The following is a 21,956-nucleotide window of genomic DNA, read 5'->3' as shown; positions in this document are numbered from 1 at the left end:
CCACTCCTGGAATACGCCTCTTAATTTCGAGGCGTTTTTTATTTTGGCTGTAACTATCTGCCCAGGGCATGCGCGACGTTACGCGAGCAGCGAATTGGTGATGAAGAGCAAAAACAGCTTGCCTCAATCTCTACTGATGTAGTAGGGTTTGTGCGCTGGGGGCCCTTTTTGATGACTTCCCGTCGTGATTTTCTTAAAGCTGCATCCGCCGCGGCGCTTGCCGCGGGAGCAGCCAGTCCGGTGCTTGCGTGGGCGACGGACGCCTCGACCATCCCCGTGCCGGGCAAAGACGGCATGATTGTCCGTTCCTATCGCTTTCTCGATCTGGAGATGCCGGTGGAACTCATGACCGAGTGGATTACCCCGGTCAAACACTTCTATGTTCGCAACCACATGTTCGCCCCGGCAAAAATCGATGCCAGCACATGGAAGCTGACGATCGGCGGCGAAGTGGAAAAGCCGCAGACGTTCACATTGGCGGACCTGCAGAAGGTTCCCGTCCACTCTGTGACCAATGCCATGGAATGCGCGGGCAATGGCCGGTCATTGCAGAATCCCAAGGTTCCGGGAATTCAATGGAGTAAGGGAGCGGTTGGCAATGCCAAGTTTTCCGGACCGAGCCTGAAGACACTGCTGGAAAAAGCCGGCGTTAAAGATACCGGCAAGCATGTCATGTTTCGCGGACTCGACGAAGTTCTGGGCAAGGTGCCTCCATTCATTCGCAGCATTCCCATCGAAAAAGCGATTGATGCTGACACTCTCATCGCCACTCACATGAACGATGCGCCTCTTACTGGTCATCATGGATTTCCCGCTCGGGCCCTGACTCCGGGATGGGCCGGTGCGGCGTCCTGCAAGTGGCTCACGGAAATCACCGTACTCGATAAGCCCGCGGAAGGGAATTTCATGAGTCCCGGATACCGGCTTCCCAATAATCCGGTGAAGCCTGGCGAAGCGGTGAAGCCCGAGGACACGCATTCCGTTACTGGCCTCACCGTGAAGTCCCTGATCGCCGGTCCAAGCGACGGAGCGAAACTCAAACCCGGCAAACAGGAGATCAAGGGTGTGGCCTGGGCCGGTGAAGCCGACATTACCAAGGTTGAAATATCGACCGATGGTGGAGCGTCATGGGTTCCCGCGGAACTCGGCAAGGATCATGCCAAGTACGCTTGGCGGCTGTGGAGTTACGCGTGGAAGCCCTCCAATAGCGGCGACTACGTGATCCTCTCCCGCGCTACCGACAGTCAAGGAAGAGTGCAGCCGGATGCCGCCGTCTGGAATCCGAGCGGCTATCTTCATAACGCCTACGATCAGGTGAAGGTCTATGTCCAGGCTTAGTACGAACGTTGTTGTGATTGCACTGTTCTGCATTGCGGCAGTGTCGGCTTCGGCGTCCTCCCCGAACGAGGAGTTGCCCGCTGGTCCCATGAAGGAGAAGGCCGCGGACGCGTGCTTGAGTTGTCATGAGGCCCGTATCATCGTGCAGCAGCGTTTGAGCAAGGCCGCCTGGACCAAGGAAATGGACAAGATGGCGAAGTGGGGCGCGGTGGTCGATCCGCAAGATCGCGACGGCCTGATTGATTATTTCAGCGCTAGCTTCAGTCCTGACCAGCCGACGTATGTGGCTCCGGCAACCTCTCATGAGCCGGACGCGAAGGCGCGTGCCAAGTCCAAGCACTGATTGGATGGAAAAGGGCCTTCGATGCAAGGGTTCGCCAGGTGGTCATCGCTGCTTGACCCTGATTCCACTTCGCCCCTACCATGTACACAGCACCCGTGGGGGTGACTCTAATCGGCTCCGGGAGCCGCGAGGATCTGGGGTCCAGCTTGCTGCACAAACTTCTTTTTGCTCTTTTCTTGTTCTCTTCGGTTAGCTTGGCAGTTGCACAGACCAAGACCCTGCCACCCGGTCCTATGCAGGCCAAGATTAAGGCTACCTGCACGCAGTGCCACAATGCCGCCCGGATTACGGAGAAGCACCTCACCCGCGCGGAATGGTCGAACGAACTCGACAAGATGGTCGGCCTGGGAGCGGATGTACAGGACGCCGACCGCGCCGCGATCCTGAACTACCTCTCGAAAAATTTCGGTACCGAAAAGGCCGGTAAGGCGACGCCCAAGAAGGTTCCCGAGAAGAAGACCCCGGAAGAGACTAAGTAGCTCGCGGACTTGGTTTGCCGCACGAACCTAAACAATTACTTGAAGTCAGGCGTGCATTTAGCCATGCTCTCAGAAGTTCGAGAAAGATCATGGCAGCGCTACCGTAGCGCCCTTTTGGGCTCTGGGTCGGTAGCGCTTTGTCGTCCCTGGGCGGTTTAGGCTTACCGATGCAGCGCTGCGGCAGCCAACAAGGCTTCTTGCAGCGCCTTGAGATGACGTTCTTCCGTCAAATAGCTGATCACCATCACGCGGATCACGCTCTCTCCATTCACGATTGTTTCGGAGATCCAACGCTGACCATCGCGGGTCACTTCCTCGACGATCGCGTTGTGCAAGGCCGCACGCTCGGTCGAGCTGGCAACGCCTTTTAGCTGCAGGTTGAGGATTGGCACCATCATCGGCGCCGACAATTCGAAGTGCTCCGACTGGCTCACCCAATCGGCGAAGCCGCGGGCCAGATTCATTTGCCGGTCGATATGTTCTTCGTACGCTTGCCTGCCGTGCACTTTGAGGGTCAGCCACAACTTCATAGCGTTCATGCGGCGCGTCCACTGGGTGCTGATCTTCGAGTTGTCCGGCAGGACTGCGCCTGCCGCTTTCGGCATGTAGGGCGCCTGCACAGAAAAGGCCTGTTCCAAAACTTCCGGGTGGCTGGTCAGGATGACTCCTGCCGCAAAAGGTACGGCCAGCCACTTGTGAGGATCGATGGTGATCGAGTCGGCCAGTTCGATGCCGTTGATCAGGTGGCGATGTTTGTTGGAGAAGATCAGCGACCCACCATACGCTCCGTCCACATGGAGCCAGAGCTGGTGGCGACGACAGATTTCGGCAATCGCCGGCAGGTCGTCGATGATGCCGGAACTGGTCGTACCGGCGGTCGCGACGACACAGAATGGCTTGCGGCCATTGCGAAAGTCGGATTCGATCGCCGTATTGAGTGCGGCGGGGTCCATCTGCATTCGCGTATTGATCGCGACTCGTCGCAAGGCCTTGCGGCCGATGCCTAACAGTCCCGCCGATTTGTCGAGCGAATGGTGCGATTCCGCCGACGCATACGCGATCGGTTGACCGCCGATGGTCGCGACTCCGTCCTCGATCGCATTGGGAAATTTCCACGCTAATGCCAGAGCCATGCCGCTGAAGTTGGCTTCGTTGCCGCCGCTGGTGAAGGTGCCGTTGAAGCCGCCGGGCCAGCCTACACGTTCGCCAATCCAGCGCAGCGTTTCCACTTCAATCTTGGACGCGAGTTGGGAGCGAGCCAGAGTCGCCAGTTGCGGGTTGAGCCCGGCAACCAGCGCTTCGCCCAGGAATCCCATGTATGTGGGCGTGGGATTCATCAGTCCGAAATAGTTAGCGGCGGGAACGTGGAAGCCTTGATCAACCATCGCGCGACAAATTTCTTCGAATACCGTGGTTGGATCCGCGCCCCCTTCTGGCATCGGCTCGTTGCGTGGGCCGTAGCTGCGCTGATCCGCCGGTACCTGCACGGGACGGTCGGGCAGGGAAGAGTAGAAGGCGTCGATGTGATCGATCAGCTTGTAGCCAAGCTTGCGGCGAAGGGCGGAGTCAAGGTCGAAGGGCATGAAAGGCAGGTCTCAGGTGTTAGGTCTTAGGGCTTGCTCATGTTCATCCATGCAGGTGCATGCGATCTATCCGAATCTTGCGGCCGTGTTCATCGCGGCCAAACAGCGGGTCCTTCGCTTCGCTCAGGATGACAATTCTTCTAAAATGCCAACTCCTTTAGGATGGGTAGCACTTTTTAGAACGCCTACTATTTTGGCGGCGCCTGTGTTTCCCCTGTGTCTTCGGTGGTTTCTTGTCTTTCGGGCCGCAGGAGAGGAAAGAGAATCACGTCCCGGATGGTGTGGGAATCGGTGATCAGCATGATCAGACGATCGATGCCGACGCCTACTCCTCCTGCCGGCGGCATCCCGTACGAAAGGGCTCGGATGTAATCCTCGTCCATCTGGTGAGCTTCGTCGTCACCGCGTTCGCGTTCTTTTAGTTGGCCTTCAAATCGTTGCCGCTGGTCCTCGGGATCGTTGAGTTCGCTGAAGCCATTGGCGATTTCCATTTTGCCGGCAAAGATTTCCCAGCGCTCCGTCCAGTCTGGTTCGTCGGGCTTCTGCTTCGAAAGAGGAGAAATGGCAGTCGGAAATTCGTAAATGATCGTCGGCTGCACCAGATGCTCTTCTGCAATCGCCTCAAATATTCCTGCAATCGTCTTGCCTGCTGGTTCGTTCGAGTCGTACGCCAGCTTGATCCCGGCTCCTCGTAAGCGCGTCACCAGGCCGTTTACCGCGTCGTGGGTCGCGAAATCGCTCACCACCGGTTTTGCGCCAGCGTTTTCGGGCCAGAACTTAACAATCGCCTCCCGCATGGTCATGCGCCGCCAGTTTTCGTTGGTCCAGTCGATCTCCTGGTCGCCCCACTTGGTTTTCGTTCCGCCCGTAACGTCGCGCACGCCTTGCTCGATTGCGGCCTGGGTCGTGTTCATTATGCCGAGATAATCGGTGTACGCCTGGTAGGCCTCAAGCATGGTGAACTCAGGATTCCAGCGCCAGCCCAGTCCCTCGTTGCGGAAGTTGCGATTGATTTCGTAGACGCGATCAAAGCCGCCGACGGTCAGGCGCTTCAGATACAGTTCGGGCGCGATACGCAGGAACAGGTCCATGTCGAGCGTGTTGTGATGCGTCTTGAACGGACGCGCCACGGCGCCGCCGGCGATTGGATGCATCATCGGTGTCTCGACTTCGATGAATCCCTGTGAATCGAGATGCCTTCGCAATGACTGCACTAATTTGCTGCGCTTCAGGAATACTTCGCGAACCTCCGGATTCATCACCAGGTCGACATAGCGCGAGCGGTAACGCAGTTCGACGTCGGTGAGGCCGTGCCACTTCTCCGGCAACGGCAACAGGTCCTTCGAAAGGAACGTCAGTTCTTCCGCATGGATGCTGAGTTCTCCCGTGCGGGTGCGGAATAGATATCCGCGAACGCCGATGTGGTCGCCGAGGTCGAGCAACTTCCAGAGTTCGAAGCCCGCATCGCCGATGGCGTCTTTCTTCACGTAGAACTGGAGGCGTTGGCCGTCCTGCTGGAGGTGTCCGAAACCGGCCTTGCCCATCAGGCGGATCGCCATGATGCGGCCAGCCACGCGCACGTTGACGCGCGTTGCTTCGAGCGTCTCGGCCGTCTCGCCGCTATAGGCCGCGAGAATCTGCGGAACCGTATGGCTGAAGTTGTACTTCGTCGGATACGCCGGCTGCCCGAGAGCCTCAATCTTCTTCAGCTTCTCGCGCCGGATTTCGTAGATATTTTCGTCGAGTGACAATGAGAATCCTTCGTTGGTTCGGAAACTATTGATTATAAACAAGGCAGGAAAAGTTCTCGGCTCCGGTTCTCAGTCTCAGTTTGCGGGCAAGGTGAGTTGGGACCAATTGGCTTTGACGTCATTTCGGTACCATGGTACATTGGTACCATCATGACAAACGATCCCAAGCTCCTCATTGAGCGCGTCCAGACCGGAGTCCGGATGGAAAAGCGCATTCTGAAAGTCCTCAAGGGATTCGCCGAATATCACGACATGACGCTCGGCGACGTGCTCGAAGGCATCGTGCTGCACGCCTTCGACGGCAAGACGCCCTTCAGCCCGGCGTCGCTCGAACGCATCCGCGAACTCAAGAAGTTCTATGGCCTCGATCTCGACTCGAATGCTAGCCATCGGCTGACTGAAATCAAAAAAGGGCGAAGCGGGACCAAGCCTCTTCGGGAGAAAAAGAAATGACTGGCGACGAATTGATCGCACATTTCGAAGGTGGCACCACCGCGCCGGAAACTTTTCACCATGCCGATCACGTCCGGCTCGGTTATGAGTATCTGACGCGATATCCGGTACTGGATGCCCTGCAGAAATTCTCGGCCGCGTTGTTACGTTTTGCTACCGCTCAGGGCAAAGCGGATCGCTACCACGAGACGGTCACATGGGCTTACTTGTTCCTCATTCGCGAGCGCCTGTTGGCGGGCACTCAGCCCTCGGACTGGGAGAGTTTTGCCGCACGGAACGCCGACCTTCTTGCATGGGCAAAGGGAAGCTTTGGCGTCCTGGACCGTTATTACCAGCAGGGAACTCTGGCATCAGCCGCTGCACGCGCGTCTTTCCTGCTGCCCGACAGACCGCTGAAAATTAACCAGACTGTTCGTCCTTGAACCTCCACTCGCCCGGGTTTAGCATGCGGCATCGCCCAGGGAGGATGGATGAAGAACCTGCTACTTGTGCTGGCGTGCTGTTGTCTGCTGATGAGAGCGTCGGGAAGCGAACCCACTTCCACCGTTGCTAAGAATTTTGTCGGATTGTGGAAGCTGGTGCGCATCGAAGTTCGTCATCCTGATGGTCACATCACCCCCGATCCCGATCTAGGCCCACACGTCGTGGGATATATCGCCTACGACTCCACGGGGCACATGGCCGTGCAACTGATGGATCCTGACCGGCCAAAATGGAAATCCAAAGACCAGCCGACCGCAGAAGAATCGCGTGCAGCGGTTACCGGCTTTGAGGCCTATTCCGGCACGTACGAGGTACACGACCGCGAAGGATATGTGATTCATCACGCCGAGTTGTCGCTCGATCCGAATAGCGTCGGCGAGGCGAAGAAAAGGAAGTTCCAGTTACGTGGAGGCCAGCTCAGCCTGACTCCTCCGCCATTCCAGTCGTCGACCGGCGAAATGCTCGACGAAACCCTGATCTGGGAACGAGTTCGCTGATTGTTCATTCGTCACACGGCCCTGTGATCCCGCATCTTGAAGGCGGAGGACAGGGACGATAGCATGACAAGTCCTGCAGCATTGAGGTGAGGGTTCATGCCGCAAAACTACGTTCCCATTTTCCTGTTCATCGCGGTCGTAGGCGTGCTCATCCCGCTGACGCTGGTGCTGGGGAAGATCGTTCGGACGCAGAAACCTCACCAGACGAAATTGATGCCGTACGAGTGCGGTGTCGATCCCGTGGACAATGCGCGCGGCCGTTACACGGTGCGCTATTACATCATCGCCATCCTGTTTGTGGTGTTCGATGTGGAGACTGTGTTCCTGTTTCCGTGGGCAGTGAAGTTCAAAGCTCTGGGAGCTTTCGGATTGATCGAGATGCTGGTTTTCCTGGGCATCCTGATCGTGGGTTACGTCTGGATCTGGAAAAAGGGCGCGTTGGAGTGGATTTAAACGGCGGGTCTTAGGTGTTAGGTCTCAGGTGTCAGGAAACCTGAGAGCAGGAACTGAGAACTGAAGCGCATGGCTGACGAACCAAAATCGCCTGTCTCACCACCAGTTGCAGAGCCTACTGCTGCTGCCGCGACTCCTCCTGCCGCCGCTCCTCCTGCTCCTCCGAAGCCTGCTGTTCCCCCAAAGCCCGCGGGGCCGGTTCCGATGCCTTGGGCATCGCCTTTGGTCGAGAAATACAAAGGACGATTCGGATCGAGTCTTGATGCGTTCAGTTTTGTTGGGCAGAACTACTTCACGGTTGATCGTTCGGCGATTCCTGAAATTCTGCGGTCCCTGCGCGAGGAAGAGCAGTTCGATTATTGCGTGGACATCACCGCGATCCATTATCCCAAGCGCGAGAAACAATTTGATCTGCTCTGGATTCTTTACTCGTTTTCGCGCAACGAGCGCATTCGGGTCAAGACACAGATTGCCGATGGCGAGGCCATACCTTCGGTCGTCTCGATCTGGCCGACGGCGAATTGGCTGGAGCGCGAAGTCTATGACATGTTCGGGATCAAGTTCGACGGCCATCCCGACATGAAACGCATCCTGATGCCAGACGATTGGAAAGGGCACCCGCTGCGTAAGGATTACGGCATTCGCCAGCAGGACCAGGAGTGGGTCCAGATCAATCTGGGGATTGAGAAAGCCCAATGATCCCAGAGAACAAAAACGGTCCCAGCAACGTTGTTTCCAACCTCGATCTTGAAACTCCTGATCGTCCGTATCTCGATTCCAACGAACTCATCATCAACATGGGGCCGCAGCATCCGGCGACCCATGGAGTGCTGCGGGTCATCCTTAAACTCGATGGTGAAAAAGTTCTGGGCACTGAATGCGTAATCGGGTACCTGCATCGCGGCGTCGAAAAAATTGCTGAGAATCGCACGTATTCAATGTTCAATCCCTACGTCGACCGCATGGACTACGTGGCCGCGGTCTCGAACGGCCTGGGATATTGCGAAGCGGTCGAGAAACTTCTGAGCGTGGAAGCCCCGCCCCGCGCGCAATACCTGCGCGTGATCCTGACGGAGCTGAATCGCATCGCCAGTCACCAGCTCTGGCTCGGCACGCACGCGCTCGACATCGGTGCGATGACGCCGCTCTTCTATACCTTCCGCGATCGGGAAGAGATCCTCAAGATATTCGAGCAATACTGCGGCGCTCGTCTGACGACGCATGCGTTTCGTATCGGCGGTTGCCAGTACGAAACCTATGAAGGTTTCGAAAAAGATGTCAAAGACTTCCTGACATTCTTCGCGCCCAAGATTAACGAGTACGAGGAACTGCTGACCACGAATCGAATCTGGCTGGAGCGCACGAAGAAAGTCGGCGTGATCTCCGCTGCGGATGCGATTGCACTCGGCGTAACCGGGCCTGTACTCCGGGCCAGTGGCGTGAAGTGGGATCTCCGCAAGGCGCAACCGTACGCTAACTATTCGGTGTTTGATTTCGAAATTCCGGTGGGCGAAAACGGCGATACCTACGACCGGTACACGGTGCGCATGGCGGAGATGCGGCAGTCGTTGCGGATCATCGAGCAGGCCGTGAATGGGATTCCGGCCGGGCCGATTATGGCCAAGGTTCCGAAAGTGATCAAGCCTCCGGTCGGCGAAATCTATCACTCGATCGAAGCACCCAAGGGTGAGCTGGGATATTTCATCGTCAGCGATGGAACGACGATGCCTTACCGGATGCGCGTGCGTCCGCCATCGTTCGTGAATTTGCAGGCGCTCGACCTGATGGTGCGCGGCATGTATGTGGCCGACGTGGTTGCCGTCATCGGCACACTCGATATCGTGCTGGGTGAGGTGGACCGCTGATGCTCGACTCCCTCCGGTCCTATCTGGGTAGCACGCTGACTCCCGGCCAAGCCAATAACCAGCTTTGGGCGCTGATCTATGTGCTGATCATTTTTGCGGGCGTGTCGGTTGCCGTGATCGCCATGAATTGGATCGAGCGCAAAGCGCTGGCCCACTTCCAGGTGCGGCTTGGCCCGATGCGCGTCGGACCGCACGGATTGCTGCAACCGATTGCCGATGCAATCAAGCTCCTTCTGAAAGAAGACATCATTCCAGCCGAAGCCGATCAGTTCGTTTTCTGGATTGCCCCCGTGATCGGCCTGCTGGCATCGTTCACGGTGTACACGGTGGTGCCGTTCGGGCCCTCGCAAGCTGTCAGCGACATGAACATTGGCATTCTGTTCATGCTCGGCGTTTCATCGCTCGCTGTGCTGGGTGTGGTGATGGCGGGATGGGCTTCAAACTCACACTATCCATTGATGGGAGCGCTGCGCTCCAGCGCACAAATGGTTTCCTATGAAGTGGCCATGGGACTGACAGTTGTCTCGGCAATCCTGATGACCAGCCTGCACGGTACTGGACTCTACGGCGTTTCCAAGTTAGGTGACGGCACAGGCACGCTCAGCATGATCGGCATCGTGCAAGCGCAGCAGGAACAGCATGTCTGGTTTCTGTTCAAATTTTTCCCGCTTGGTTTCATCGCTTTCGGAATTTTCGCGGTTGCGATGATTGCGGAAACCAACCGCGCGCCTTTTGATTTGCCCGAAGCCGAGTCCGAACTAACCGCTGGATTTCACACGGAATACAGTGGCTTACGATGGTCGCTCTTCATGCTCGCCGAGTATGCGGCGATGATCGCCGTTTCGTCGATCGCGGTTACGCTCTGGCTCGGCGGATGGATGCGCCCATTTCCCAACCTGTTGAATGGGCCAACCTGGGACTTTATTTTCTCGCTCTTTGCCGGGCTGACTTTCCTGGTGCTCGCTGCAGTTGCCCTCGTCGGGACGGCGCGCATGCCCCGGCAGCGCGGCTTCCAGGCACAGACGATTGGCCTTGGTGGATTCGGCGCGGTGCTCGCGCTCATCGGGCTGGTGCTGCTCGCGATCGCCATCGGCGGGCGCTCCGGCAATCATGCGCTGGTTACACACACGGCCGAAGGCTTGAGCAACGTGTACTGGTTTGTGTTGAAAGTGGGCGTGTTCATGTACCTGTACATCTGGTATCGCGCGACCTGGCCTCGCTACCGCTTCGATCAGCTCATGCGCGTGGGATGGAAAGTCCTGCTGCCGATTTCGCTGGGAGTGTTGATTCTTACCGCCATCGCGGGGGTAATCCTCGGATGACTCCGGTCGCGACTCCATTCTTTTTCTACCTGCTGTCGGGACTGGCCGTGGTCAGTGGGTTCATCGTCATTACTCGCCGCAATGCCGTTCATTCTGCCCTGGCGCTGATCGTTGCACTGCTGGCAGTCGCCGGACTGTATCTGATGCTCTACGCGCCGTTTGTAGCTGGCGTGCAGATCATTGTCTATGTCGGCGGCATCATGGTGCTGTTCCTGTTTGTGATCATGCTGGTGAGCCTCGAACGCACCATGCACGAACACCAGTTCAATCGCATGTGGCCAGTAGGATTGCTGGCCTCGGCGGCGCTGCTGGCGCTGTTCCTGTCCGTGTTGTGGAAGGGCAAAGACCTGTTCGTGGAACGTGGCCAGCAAATGGCAGAATCCGCCAACACCCAACAGATCGGCATCATGCTCTACGGAGAAGCCGGCCGTATGGGGCAATACACGTTCGCTTTCGAGATCGCGTCCCTGCTATTGCTGGTCGCGATTCTGGGAGCGGTGATTATGGCGAAGAAAAGGATTTAGTCGATGGTCGTTCGTCGTTGGTCGTTCGCGAAACCGATTGATCTCAGCATGTGTTGCGAACGACGAAGGACGGACGACCAACGACACAACTTATGACTCCGATTACCACGCTCCACTATCTCGTCGTTGCCGCTGCGCTCTTCGTGCTGGGAGTGATCGGCGTGCTCACGCGGCGCAACGTCGTGATCGTGCTGATGTCGATTGAGCTGATCCTGAACGCGGTGAACCTGAACCTGGTGGCTTTCTCCCGCATGTGGGGAGGCCTGCATGGGCAGGTGTTCGCGATCTTTGTAGTCGTTGATGCTGCGGCTGAAGCTGCTGTTGGCCTGGGCATCCTGATCGCCTTCTTCCGCAATAAGGAGACGATCAATGTGGATGAGATTGATTTGTTGAAATGGTAGGCGGGCTTCGAGCTATGAGCCTCGAGCTACGAGCAATAACAGCTACTGGCTCCTAGCTTCTGGCTGCTGGCGGGCTAAAGCGAACGGCGAATGACGAACAGCGAACGACCAAAGACTGACGACTAACGACATGTTTCTAGACCACATCTATCTCGTCCCGCTCTTCCCGGCCTTCGGGGCCGCGATGATGCTCTTTTTTGGCCGCAAGATGTCGAAGACGGCGGTGAATGCGGTGTGCGTGGGAGCGATCGTCGTTACGTTCTTGTTTGCCTGTGGAGCTGTCTGGCAATACACGCAGTGGTCGGGCATCCCGGAGCATCCGGAAAACTATCATCAGCCGAAAGAAGTTATCCTCTACACCTGGCTGGGCACGGGTGATTCCAATTTCACGTTCCTGAAACAGGATGGCACTCACGCCTCCTTCCACACCGATTTCGGTTTCCTGCTGGATCCGCTCTCGTCGATCTGGCTGCTGTTCGTAACCGGTGTGGGCATGCTGATCCATATTTACTCCACCGGATACATGGCGCACGAAGGCGGCTACTACCGTTTCTTCGGATACTTGAACCTGTTCATGTTTTCGATGCTCACGCTGATCCTCGCGAACAACTATGCGCTGATGTTCGTAGGGTGGGAGGGCGTCGGGCTGTGCTCATATCTGCTGATCGGATTCTATTTTCATCGCAAGTCAGCGACGGACGCGGCCAACAAGGCATTCATCGTCAACCGAATTGGCGACGCCGGATTCCTGCTCGGCATGTTTACGCTGCTGTGGTATTTGGGATCGTTCCGCTTCATTGACATCAATGCCGCGATTCACAACGGGCACTTCGTTCTCGGCGACCCGGTCCTGACGGCAGCCGCACTGCTGCTCTTTGTTGGAGCGTGCGGAAAGTCGGCGCAGATTCCCCTCTATGTCTGGCTGCCGGACGCGATGGAAGGCCCGACGCCGGTTTCCGCGCTGATCCACGCCGCGACCATGGTGACGGCGGGAGTGTATATGGTGGCGCGGTCAAATGCCGTCTTCATGCTGGCTCCGACCGCGATGAAGACGGTTGCCATCGTCGGTGCCCTCACGGCAATCTTCGCTGCGTCGATCGGACTCGTTCAAAACGACATCAAGCGCGTCCTCGCCTACTCAACCGTCTCACAGTTGGGATACATGTTCCTGGCGTTGGGAGTCGGCGCCTTTACGGCGGGCGTCTTCCACGTGTTCACGCACGCGTTCTTCAAAGCGCTCCTGTTCCTCGGGGCGGGCTCGGTAATCCATGCGATGTCGGGCGAGCAGGACATGCGCAATATGGGTGACCTGAACAAGCGCATTCCGACGACCTTTAAGACCATGGCGGTTGCGACGCTGGCGATTGCCGGTATTCCGCCGCTGGCGGGCTTCTTCTCGAAGGACGAAATCCTTTGGCAGGCTTGGCGTTCCGCGCACGGCGGCTTTCCGTATCTGTGGCTGATCGGATTTGCGACCGCGCTGATGACCGCGTTCTACATGGCTCGGCTGATTTTCCTGACGTTTTATGGGAAGCCTCGCATGAGCCATGAAGTGGAACACCATGTTCACGAATCGCCCAAGTCGATGACCGGACCGTTAGTAGTGCTGGCCGTCTGCTCGATCTGCGCGGGATGGCTGGGATGGCCTGCGAGCATTGGCGGCTCCAATCATTTCGAGAAATTCCTGGAGCCGGTGTTTGCGACAGGAGCAGAAGTCGCAGGCGAAGAGCCGGTTGCGCCCGCCGGGCCTGCCGGAGAAGAAGAACATCGCGGATGGGAATGGACGCTGATGGGATTGTCGGTGGCGGCTGCTGTTGTGGGCGGATCGGTGGCGTACCGCTACTACGCGCACGCTGATAAAGACTATCCCGAGCCGATCGCGGCCGCCGCACCGCCGCTCTATCGCGCGCTCTTCAACAAATGGTTTGTCGACGAAGCCTACGACTACCTCTTCACCGGACGCCGCAAGATCGGCAACATCCGCCTGGGCGCAATGGGAGCGGGCGAAGCGTCCGCGTGGGTTGACACCAACTTGATCGATGGCACCGTCAACGGCGCTGGATGGGGCACACGCGCCGCTGGAACTCTGTCCAGTTGGTGGGACAAATGGATCATCGATGGCCTGCTGGTCAATGGACCGGCGATTCTGTCGCGGATGCTGTCTTATCCAGCGCGCCTATTTGAATGGGGCCTGGTGCAGTGGTACGCACTGGTGATGACAGCGGGGCTGGTTGGGCTGGGATTTTATTACGTATGGAAGTGATGCAGCGACTAGCTTCTAGCTACTGGCTCCTGGCGATCGGAACCAGTTTTAGGCAACGATTCAGGAATGATTGCCAGAAGCTAGCGGCCAGTAGCTAGAAGCCGATTCATTATGCAAACTCATATTCTCTCCATCATCCTCTTCACGCCGCTGCTGGGAGCGCTGGTGCTCCTGTTTGTGCCGGGCACGAACAAGGCGGCGGTGCGCTGGGTGGCCAACATCTTCTCGCTGGGCGGCCTGCTGATTTCGCTGCCGCTCGTGCCGATGTTCTGGGCGCAGCGTTTCGACGCCACTTCCCAATTCAAATTCGTCGAAGGCACTGCCAACAACTGGATTCCCTCGATCGGCGCGGGTTACAACCTCGGCATCGACGGCATCTCGTTTCTGCTGATCATGCTCACGACGTTGCTGGGATGGATTTCGATTCTCTCTTCGTGGACAGCGATTGAAAATCGCGTGAAGGAATACTACGTTTGGTTTCTGGTTTTGCAGACTGGCATGCTGGGCGTCTTTATGGCGCTCGACTTCTTCTTGTTCTTCGTTTTCTGGGAAGCGATGCTGGTCCCGATGTACCTGCTGATCGGCATCTGGGGCGGTCCCCGCAAACTTTATGCGGCGATCAAATTCTTCCTGTATACGCTGCTCGGTTCGGTGTTGATGCTGCTGGCGATTCTGTTCCTCTACTTCCATCACCACGCGGTGCAGAACGTATTCACATTCAGTATCCCGGAACTCTATAAGACCGCACCGCAGATTTCGTTTGCGACGGCCATCTGGCTGTTCATTGCGTTCTTTCTGGGATTCGCCATCAAAGTACCGATGTTCCCCTTCCACACCTGGCTGCCGGATGCGCACGTGGAAGCTCCCACCGCTGGTTCTGTCATCCTGGCTGGGGTCCTGCTGAAGATGGGAACGTACGGTTTCGTGCGCTTCTCGCTGCCGTTCTTCCCGAGCGTGGTGATGGATAAGCGGGTGCAGGGATGGCTGATTGGCCTCTCTATCGTCGGCATCATCTACGGCGCGCTGGTTTCGCTGATGCAGAAGGACATGAAGAAACTGGTGGCGTATTCGTCCGTGAGTCACTTGGGTTTCTGTACGCTGGGAATTTTCGCATTGAACTCGGCCGGCTTGAGCGGATCGGTACTGCAACAGATCAATCACGGGATCTCCACTGGCGCGCTCTTCCTGATTGTCGGCATTCTGTATGAAAGGCGGCATACCCGCGAAATCGCCGAATATGGCGGCATCTCGAACGTCATGCCGGTGTACGCGACCATCACCATGATCATGTTCCTGTCGTCGATGGGATTGCCGCTGTTGAATGGCTTCGTCGGCGAGTTCACGATCCTGGCAGGAGCGTACACCGCAAACTGGAAGTGGGCAGCATGGGCAGCGCCCGGCGTGATCCTCGCGGCGGCGTACTTATTGTGGCTCTATCAGCGCGTGTTCTTCGGGCCGGTGACGAATCCCAAGAATGAAAAATTACATGACCTCACTCCGCGCGAATTGCTGACGTTTGCTCCGCTGCTGATCCTGGCATTCTGGATCGGCCTCTATCCGAAGCCATTCTTCCAGATCCTCGAACAGCCGGTGAATCAACTGGTGCAGTCGATTCACGACAACGCGCATGCGAACGGAGTGGTCAACGCGCAGGCGGCTCCGGTCGAGTCAGTGCCCATCGGATCAGTGAGCAAGCCTGAAGGGAGCAATCGCTGATGGGCATCTCGCCAAACGAATACCGGCTGATGTTGCCCATGGTGGAGCTCACCATCTTTGCGCTGGGCATCCTGCTGATTGACCTGATCGTGCCCCGCCAGTGGAAATGGGTGAACGCAGCCGGCGCTTTGATGGGCGTGGTGTTTGCCGCGGTCTGCGTGGGTCAGATTCAGCGAGTACTGCCGAATGGCAGCATCGGATTCCTGAATTCGCTGCTGGTCGATCGCTTCGCTATCTACTTCTGGTATTTATTTCTGGCCGCGGCAGCGATTGCCATTCTGATATCGGTTCGCTATCTCGAAATTGAAGATGAGCATCACGGCGAGTACTACGCGCTGCTGTTGCTCTCGGTTGTAGGCATGATGTGCATGGCGGCCGGCATCGATGTGGTGCTGATCTTCATCGGATTGGAGTTGATGGCAATCTCGACTTATGTGCTAGTCGGATTCCTGCGCCGCGACCGCCGATCCAACGAAGCCGCTTTGAAATATCTGCTGCTGGGAGCGTTTTCTTCCGGCATCTTCGCATATGGACTATCGCTGCTGTACGGGCTCACGGGCACGACGAACTTGATCCTGATTCAACGAGCCGTTGCCCGGATGGATCCGCACAACCCTGTTTTGATCATCGCGCTGATCACGACCATGGTGGGCCTGCTCTTCAAGATTGCTGCGGTCCCCTTTCACCAGTGGGCGCCGGATGCTTACGAGGGCGCTCCCACCAGCATCACGGGATTCATGTCCGTGGCGGTGAAGGCGGCGGCATGGGCAATGTTGCTGCGCATCCTGCTATTCGGATTGTTCCCGCTGCGCGCCGTCTACACACCGATGTTTGTCTTCGTCGCCATCGCCACCATGACGGGCGCGAACTTCGCCGCGCTCACGCAGACCAACACCAAGCGGCTGCTGGCCTACTCGTCGATCGCGCATGTCGGCTACATGTTGCTCGCGTTTGTCGCGATCGGAACTTCCGCGCCTGGCAGTGCCGCGTTCCTCGACGGAATGAAGGGAATCCTCGTTTACCTCCTGGTGTACACCTTCATGAATCTGGGCGCGTTTGCGGTGATTACGTCGCTGCGCCAGCGCAACATTATCGGGGATGAAATCGACGACCTCGCCGGCCTCTATTCGCGCGCACCGGTCGAAGCGGTTCTCATGCTGCTGTTCCTGCTTTCACTGGCAGGCATTCCGCCCGCCGCGGGATTTCTCGGCAAGTACTACATCTTCCTCAGCCTGGTGGAAAGCCAGCACTACGTGCTTGCCGGCGTGGCCGTGCTCTACGCGTTGTTCGGCCTCTACTACTATTTAAAGGTCGCTAACGCGATGTTCATGCGGGAATCGACGGTCAGTGAGCCGCTGCAGGTCAGCTATGGAATGCGTGCTGCACTCGCCGTCACTGCACTGGCCACCCTGATGATCGGGATCTATCCGGAGCCGTTTATTCAAGGCGTGAACTGGTCGCTGGGGATTCCGCAGGCGACGCATGTGGCGCAGGTGATGAAGTAGGGCAGCTTCGAGCCACGAGCTAGAACCTTCGCGCTTCGCGCACCCCCACCCCTCAGCACCTCCGACTCAGTGATGGTTGGGTTGATGATTTTGCCCGCTTCTCCGGCGGAACAGGGTCTCGGCAAATTTGGTTGCACGTAGCTCGGCGCCCGCAGCCCGCGGCTAGTTTAGAATCACCGCATGGCCGCGCCCTCCACGCCTCCCGGGAAGAAAGATCCGCTGGTGGCGCTCGCACGCTACTCCGAAATTGGATTCATCATCCCGGCTGCAATCCTGGTAGGGTTCTTTTTTGGCAAACTTCTCGACTACTGGCTTCACACCAAGTGGCTTTATCTGGCCGGCCTCCTGGCGGGCGCAGTGCTGGGTTTCTATCAGATGATTCGTATGGCGATGTCGGCCTCCCGGGATGAGTAACCTCTCCAACTCCGAAGCAAGCGCCCCAGTCGAAAGCACGCCTTTCGATACTTTCCACGAACGCGCCATCCCCCGAATGCTGCGGACAATCCTGGTGGTCGGCGTGCTTCTCCTGGGACCCGTCTACTGGTATTACGGTTGGGTTGGCGCACTCGGTGTGGCCGCTGGATCGGCCGTTTCCTATGTCAATTTCCGAACCTTGATCAGCGGCGTCGAGGCCCTTGGCGACCGCGTAGTGAACCAGCAGAGCAAGGAGCGGGGATGGGCGATTGTCGGCCGTTTCCTGGTCCGTTACGGGTTGGTTGGAGTGGCTGCGTATGCTATCTTAAAGGGTTCCGTTTTGGCCTTCCGAGGGTTCCTGTGGGGGCTTTGCCTGCCGGTGGCGGCCATGATGGCCGAGGCAGGAGTCGAAGCGGTCGTTGCATTTCGTAAGAAGTAAAGAAGCTGCGAGCTACGAGCTGCGAGCCGCGAAAAATTGGGCGCTGACGGTCTTGAAATCTGGAAGAATCAGGTTCAAGCCTGTAGCTCGAAGCTGCATTACCTAATCGTATGGAACAACTGGTATTTACTGAATTCCTGAATCGGATCTTCGGCGGACCTGTGTTCGCTTTGCTGCACGCGATTGGCGTTCCCGTGATGAACCCTGCGGCGCCGATTTCCAATGCGGTGGCGATGGAGATCCTGGTCGTCCTGCTGCTGACGGCATTTTTTGTCCTGGTGCGGATGCGGTTGTCAGTGGAGAAGCCGGGCAGCCTGCAGCACACCATGGAAGGTATTTACGGGTTTGTAAACAACCTGGCGCACGAGACGATCGGCCATCATGCGGACCCGTTCGTCGGATATCTGATTACGCTGGGAATGTTCATCCTCTCCTGCAATTTGATTGGACTCGTCCCGGGACTGGAATCGCCAACGGCGGTGAACGTGGTGCCGCTCGGTTGCGCGTTGATGACTTGGGTTTATTACAACTTGTACGGCGTCCGAACCAACGGCGCGATTGGATATTTGAAACACTTTATCGGGCCGCAGGACAAAGACCTGCCGATCGTGGTCCGGCTGTTCTTGCCGGTCTTGATGTTCCCGATCGAAGTGTTCAGTCACCTCGCCCGGATCATGTCATTGACGATTCGTTTGTTCGCTAATATGTTCGCCGGCGAAATGGTGACATTGGTATTTTTCTCGCTCTTGCCGATTGGTATCCCGGTGCTGTTCGAGGGATTGCATATCGGCGTGTCGCTGATTCAGACATACATTTTTGTGCTGCTCGCCTGCGTTTATCTGGGCGAAGCAACGGCGCACGAACACTAAAGAACAGGTGTCAGGTGTCAGGTCTTAGGTCTCAGGAAGCGCGTCGCTTCATTCGGTTTTCCTGACACCTAACACCTGAGACCTGTCACCTGCTTCCAGCGTGAGGGCTCCGGCCTCCCAAGGCGCGGTGTCAACCACCAACTGGCGGCTATTTCCTAGGAGAAAAACAATGAAGAAGATGTTGATGGTGCTGTTCGTGATGATGATGTTCTCGATCCTTGCCGTGCCTGCGTTCGCGCAGACCGGTGGCGCTGCGGCCGGCGGTACGAACTGGGTTGCGATTACGGCAGGCTTCGCGATTGCAATCGCGGCTGGTCTGGCTGCGCAAGGCCAGGGCAAAGTGGGTGCAGCGGCTTGCGAAGCGATGGCTCGCAACCCTGCAGCACGTTCTTTCATTCAGCTGGCGCTGATTCTCGGCTTGGCCTTCATCGAGTCGCTGGTGCTGTTCACGCTCGTGATTATTTTCGTCAAGGTTGTCTAAAGATTTACGTGTTGGGAATTCGATGCAGTGAAAAGCCTCCGCTCGAAGCGGAGGCTTTTTTGTTTCGAGAGACTTACGTTTGCAGGTCTAGCCTTGGCTAGGTCTTGCGTTCGCCGTCCCACGTGGACGAACGATTCTCGGGCGCTTTCTCGGACGCTTCGACCAGGATGCGGCGTAGCCGGTAACGGCTGTCCAGATCCATGCTGACGAACTCGAAGCCGATTTCGTTGACACGCGCGCGACGCAGGAGGACCTGGCCGCGAATCTTTTTTACGCCCGTGGAGATCTCGACGTTCGCTTCGGAACCGACGCGGAGATTGTCGCTACGCGTTCCCATACCGCCGCCCATGCTCATTTCGCGCATGACGATATTGGACTTTCCCCAGGAACTGCTCAGCGTCGCCGAGAATGTGCGTGGCAGAATGACGCGTTCATAGCGCCGCTGCCGCACCCATGGGCAAGCAGGAGCCGGATCCAACGGATTGATGGCCAGTTCTGCGGCATCCAGGCCACTGTCTGCCAGTACCTGGGCGCCATAGCGCGGGTCGATCTTCGACAGTGCCTGCGCCGCAGCGACGCGTAGCTCGCGATGCTGCGTGCGGCCCCAGATCTTCTTCTCTTCCACGATGCTGCGCAGAACCGGAACCGCTTCTGCATCTCGCAATCGTCCCAGGGACTCGATCGCTTTGAGCTGCACAAACGGTGGCCGGGAAGCAGCTTCGCCCGCGCTCGCCATCGCAATCAGACTCGAACTCGCGGTGCGATCCAGGCTCATCCCGATTTCGTCGATGGCCTCGGGCAGAATGAGCGGATCGAGCAATTCCAAAAGCTCCAGGAGCGTGCGGCCGCGATCGGAAGCGGCGCCGTACGCGATCTGGCGCACGATTACGTCCTGATAGAAACGGTTGAATTCCGACATGCGTGTCGGCAGCAGTTCGAGCAACGTTGAGACATTCAGACGGCTCAGCAGGCCTACACAGGATGCAGCTTGTCGCGGTTGTCCGGTGCGCAGCACCTCGCGCAGATCGTCGACCGCCGGCTGGCCCAGTTCTCCGACCAGTTCCACGATCCGGTCGCACTCTACTCGTTTCTGCGAGCGGAAGAATCGGTCAGAGAGATGTTCCACGGAACTCTTCGGAATCTGCTGCAGAACGTTGATCAGCTCTTCCGAAACCGAAGGCGCCATGATGGCTTCTTCGAGCATTTCCGGGAGGCGGTTTTCAATGCCAACACGGGAACGCAGATCCTGCACCAGCAGCGGACGTTCCTTGCCGATATCGACCAGCGACAGGCAAACTTCCGCGACCGCTTTGTATTTCTTGCGAGTGCAGGCTTCCTGTCCGAAACGGGTGAATGCCGCGCTCAAAAGGCTTTGCACTTCACTGTCGGTTTCCTTGGCCAGCTTTTCGCCGATCATGGAAATTGCGTTCGGCATCACTTCTTCCGGAGCGCTTGCGTAGAGGTCGGCAATCTGCGCGAGACCAATGGCGGTCTTGCGCCGCGGCTCGAGGTCCTTGGCGTCCAGGCAACTGCAGTAGTTAGTCAGGATCTTGGCTGCAATCTCTTTGTCGTCGCGCTCCAGCAGCATTTCCACAAACTGCCGGATGTTGCGCGGAGGCACACATGCCGCTTCGCCCGAGAGCAGTACGCTCTTCTTGCCAGCTTCCGGGACTTCCGCCCAGAACATACGGTCGAGAATGTCGGCATGCGAGTCGACCAGGATGCCCGCCTTCGACATCTTGTCTTCCTGCACGCGCAAGATCTGCCGCAACGTGTCCATCTGACGGCTCATGTGCTCCATCATCTGGTGAACGGCGTTGACCTTTACTTCACCCTTCGAATAGCGATCGAGTGCGAAGCGGATGGCCATGTGCTCGGCCGCCTTCATCAACAGTGGCGTGTCGGTTTCTTCGGCAACCGTTGTGACCTGCTTCGACAAACTTTCAAGTAACCCAGCCAGATTCAGCTTGGTGCTTTCGGGAACTTTGTTCAGCTCCGCGGTGAACTGTTCGGGGCCCGCGTTCGGATCCTGCGCTACTTGTCCGAAGTGAGTGAGCATGCGGATGGCTTGAATCACTTCCTCTTCTTGAAGAGGAACCGTTCCGCCGGTCCACGCACCACCGCCGCCGCCGGTGCCCGCTCCGCCGCCATGCGCGACCGGAACATTGGGGACCGTACCCAGTGGCGCTCCGCCGGGCTCGCCCGAGCCGCCGGAACTCGCTCCCTGGGCCGCGGCGATCAACTGCAGCATTTTTTGCGGATCGTTCAGCCACTGTTTGAATTCTGGTCCGAGCGATTGTGCAGCGAGCTGGGCTGCGACGGAAATTTCTCCGGTCGTCGGATCAGCTGCGATAAATTTCACTTCATTGATTTTGATGGAAGAATTCTTGTTGTCGCCGAGCGTGTCTTTGAGTTGCTTGGCGAAGTCCTGCGCCTTCGATCCGCCCATCGCAAAGGCTGTGACCAGGCGGGTAAAGTCATCGAGCGTAACTTTGCTGGAAAAATGGATACTCGCCAGGCCGGCCGCAGTGAGCAGTTGCGCGAAGCTTCGTTCTGCCTGTCCGGTTTCGAGAGGCGTGCCGTCCAGCAACAATCGATTGTCCGCTACACCCAGCAGAAATCCGGTTTCTCCGGTCTTGGGCAGGCCTTCCTGCAGTTCTTTCCAGGTGGTTTGGAACTGGCCTTCGGTCCGCTTATGCTTCACGCCATAGAGGCGCGTGTACTTCACAAGAATGTTCAGGCTGTGGATAAACGCCCGCGCAGACGCATTGCGGATA

22 protein-coding genes are annotated in these 21,956 nt (G+C 57.5%); 19 read left to right on the top strand and 3 right to left on the bottom strand.

Annotation, left to right across the window (positions count from 1 at the left end; all coding sequences use genetic code 11):
• Nucleotides 1-171: 171 nt before the first annotated feature.
• From HY010_03255 to HY010_03245, 3 genes are all read left to right on the top strand, one after another.
• Entirely contained in the window at nucleotides 172-1,338 is a 1,167-nt protein-coding gene (locus HY010_03255; protein ID MBI3474724.1) for a sulfite oxidase, read from the top strand.
• Nucleotides 1,325-1,681 carry a hypothetical protein gene (locus HY010_03250; protein ID MBI3474723.1) on the top strand — a complete coding sequence of 119 codons (357 nt, stop codon included), beginning with the start codon at nucleotides 1,325-1,327 and terminating at the stop codon, nucleotides 1,679-1,681. Before HY010_03255 ends, HY010_03250 begins: the two co-directional genes overlap by 14 nt.
• 233 nt (nucleotides 1,682-1,914) lie before the next feature.
• Nucleotides 1,915-2,160, top strand: coding sequence for a hypothetical protein (locus HY010_03245; protein MBI3474722.1), 246 nt, complete (start codon nucleotides 1,915-1,917; stop codon nucleotides 2,158-2,160).
• 161 nt (nucleotides 2,161-2,321) lie between these two features.
• Here HY010_03245 and HY010_03240 read toward each other — a convergent pair whose 3' ends face one another.
• On the bottom strand, nucleotides 2,322-3,743 hold the full coding sequence (locus HY010_03240; protein MBI3474721.1) for a hypothetical protein: 1,422 nt from the start codon (nucleotides 3,741-3,743) through the stop codon (nucleotides 2,322-2,324).
• Between the two features lie 188 nt (nucleotides 3,744-3,931).
• A complete protein-coding gene (gene lysS, locus HY010_03235; protein ID MBI3474720.1) occupies nucleotides 3,932-5,494 on the bottom strand; it encodes a lysine--tRNA ligase in 1,563 nt (520 codons plus the stop codon).
• A gap of 150 nt (nucleotides 5,495-5,644) precedes the next feature.
• On the opposite strand from lysS, the gene HY010_03230 reads away from it, so the two are divergent.
• From HY010_03230 to HY010_03155, 16 genes are all read left to right on the top strand, one after another.
• Nucleotides 5,645-5,947 carry a hypothetical protein gene (locus tag HY010_03230; GenBank protein MBI3474719.1) on the top strand — a complete coding sequence of 101 codons (303 nt, stop codon included), beginning with the start codon at nucleotides 5,645-5,647 and terminating at the stop codon, nucleotides 5,945-5,947.
• Nucleotides 5,944-6,369 (top strand): hypothetical protein, encoded by a 426-nt coding sequence (locus tag HY010_03225; GenBank protein MBI3474718.1) that lies wholly within the window; start codon nucleotides 5,944-5,946, stop codon nucleotides 6,367-6,369. Before HY010_03230 ends, HY010_03225 begins: the two co-directional genes overlap by 4 nt.
• A gap of 48 nt (nucleotides 6,370-6,417) precedes the next feature.
• Nucleotides 6,418-6,927, top strand: a complete 510-nt coding sequence (locus tag HY010_03220) for a lipocalin-like domain-containing protein (protein MBI3474717.1) — start codon at nucleotides 6,418-6,420, stop codon at nucleotides 6,925-6,927.
• 96 nt (nucleotides 6,928-7,023) lie between these two features.
• The gene (gene ndhC, locus HY010_03215; GenBank protein ID MBI3474716.1) at nucleotides 7,024-7,380 is read left to right on the top strand and encodes an NADH-quinone oxidoreductase subunit A; all 357 of its coding nucleotides are present in this window, start codon (nucleotides 7,024-7,026) and stop codon (nucleotides 7,378-7,380) included.
• A 69-nt stretch (nucleotides 7,381-7,449) separates the two neighbouring features.
• A complete protein-coding gene (locus tag HY010_03210; protein MBI3474715.1) occupies nucleotides 7,450-8,079 on the top strand; it encodes an NADH-quinone oxidoreductase subunit C in 630 nt (209 codons plus the stop codon).
• Nucleotides 8,076-9,245, top strand: coding sequence for an NADH-quinone oxidoreductase subunit D (locus tag HY010_03205; protein MBI3474714.1), 1,170 nt, complete (start codon nucleotides 8,076-8,078; stop codon nucleotides 9,243-9,245). Before HY010_03210 ends, HY010_03205 begins: the two co-directional genes overlap by 4 nt.
• The gene (locus HY010_03200) at nucleotides 9,245-10,567 is read left to right on the top strand and encodes an NADH-quinone oxidoreductase subunit H (protein ID MBI3474713.1); all 1,323 of its coding nucleotides are present in this window, start codon (nucleotides 9,245-9,247) and stop codon (nucleotides 10,565-10,567) included. Before HY010_03205 ends, HY010_03200 begins: the two co-directional genes overlap by 1 nt.
• Nucleotides 10,564-11,091, top strand: coding sequence for an NADH-quinone oxidoreductase subunit J (locus tag HY010_03195; GenBank protein ID MBI3474712.1), 528 nt, complete (start codon nucleotides 10,564-10,566; stop codon nucleotides 11,089-11,091). The genes HY010_03200 and HY010_03195 overlap by 4 nt, the downstream gene beginning before the upstream one ends.
• Nucleotides 11,092-11,192: 101 nt before the next feature.
• Nucleotides 11,193-11,492 (top strand): NADH-quinone oxidoreductase subunit NuoK, encoded by a 300-nt coding sequence (gene nuoK / locus HY010_03190; protein MBI3474711.1) that lies wholly within the window; start codon nucleotides 11,193-11,195, stop codon nucleotides 11,490-11,492.
• A 130-nt stretch (nucleotides 11,493-11,622) separates the two neighbouring features.
• A complete protein-coding gene (gene nuoL / locus HY010_03185) occupies nucleotides 11,623-13,755 on the top strand; it encodes an NADH-quinone oxidoreductase subunit L (GenBank protein MBI3474710.1) in 2,133 nt (710 codons plus the stop codon).
• A 111-nt stretch (nucleotides 13,756-13,866) separates the two neighbouring features.
• A complete protein-coding gene (locus HY010_03180) occupies nucleotides 13,867-15,471 on the top strand; it encodes an NADH-quinone oxidoreductase subunit M (protein MBI3474709.1) in 1,605 nt (534 codons plus the stop codon).
• Nucleotides 15,471-16,976 (top strand): NADH-quinone oxidoreductase subunit N, encoded by a 1,506-nt coding sequence (locus HY010_03175; GenBank protein MBI3474708.1) that lies wholly within the window; start codon nucleotides 15,471-15,473, stop codon nucleotides 16,974-16,976. Before HY010_03180 ends, HY010_03175 begins: the two co-directional genes overlap by 1 nt.
• Before the next feature lie 180 nt (nucleotides 16,977-17,156).
• Nucleotides 17,157-17,390, top strand: a complete 234-nt coding sequence (locus HY010_03170; GenBank protein ID MBI3474707.1) for an AtpZ/AtpI family protein — start codon at nucleotides 17,157-17,159, stop codon at nucleotides 17,388-17,390.
• Nucleotides 17,383-17,829, top strand: a complete 447-nt coding sequence (locus HY010_03165; protein ID MBI3474706.1) for an ATP synthase subunit I — start codon at nucleotides 17,383-17,385, stop codon at nucleotides 17,827-17,829. The genes HY010_03170 and HY010_03165 overlap by 8 nt, the downstream gene beginning before the upstream one ends.
• 110 nt (nucleotides 17,830-17,939) lie before the next feature.
• A complete protein-coding gene (gene atpB / locus HY010_03160; GenBank protein MBI3474705.1) occupies nucleotides 17,940-18,698 on the top strand; it encodes a F0F1 ATP synthase subunit A in 759 nt (252 codons plus the stop codon).
• A 169-nt stretch (nucleotides 18,699-18,867) separates the two neighbouring features.
• Complete coding sequence (locus HY010_03155) at nucleotides 18,868-19,179, top strand: ATP synthase F0 subunit C (GenBank protein MBI3474704.1); 312 nt, start codon at nucleotides 18,868-18,870, stop codon at nucleotides 19,177-19,179.
• A 97-nt stretch (nucleotides 19,180-19,276) separates the two neighbouring features.
• Here HY010_03155 and HY010_03150 read toward each other — a convergent pair whose 3' ends face one another.
• The gene (locus HY010_03150) at nucleotides 19,277-21,907 is read right to left on the bottom strand and encodes a PilZ domain-containing protein (protein ID MBI3474703.1); all 2,631 of its coding nucleotides are present in this window, start codon (nucleotides 21,905-21,907) and stop codon (nucleotides 19,277-19,279) included.
• Between the last annotated feature and the right edge of the window lie 49 nt (nucleotides 21,908-21,956).

The organism is Acidobacteriota bacterium (genome assembly GCA_016196065.1).
Lineage (GTDB): Bacteria > Acidobacteriota > Terriglobia > Terriglobales > Acidobacteriaceae > Acidiflorens.
This window is presented reverse-complemented; position numbering and strand designations above follow the sequence as displayed.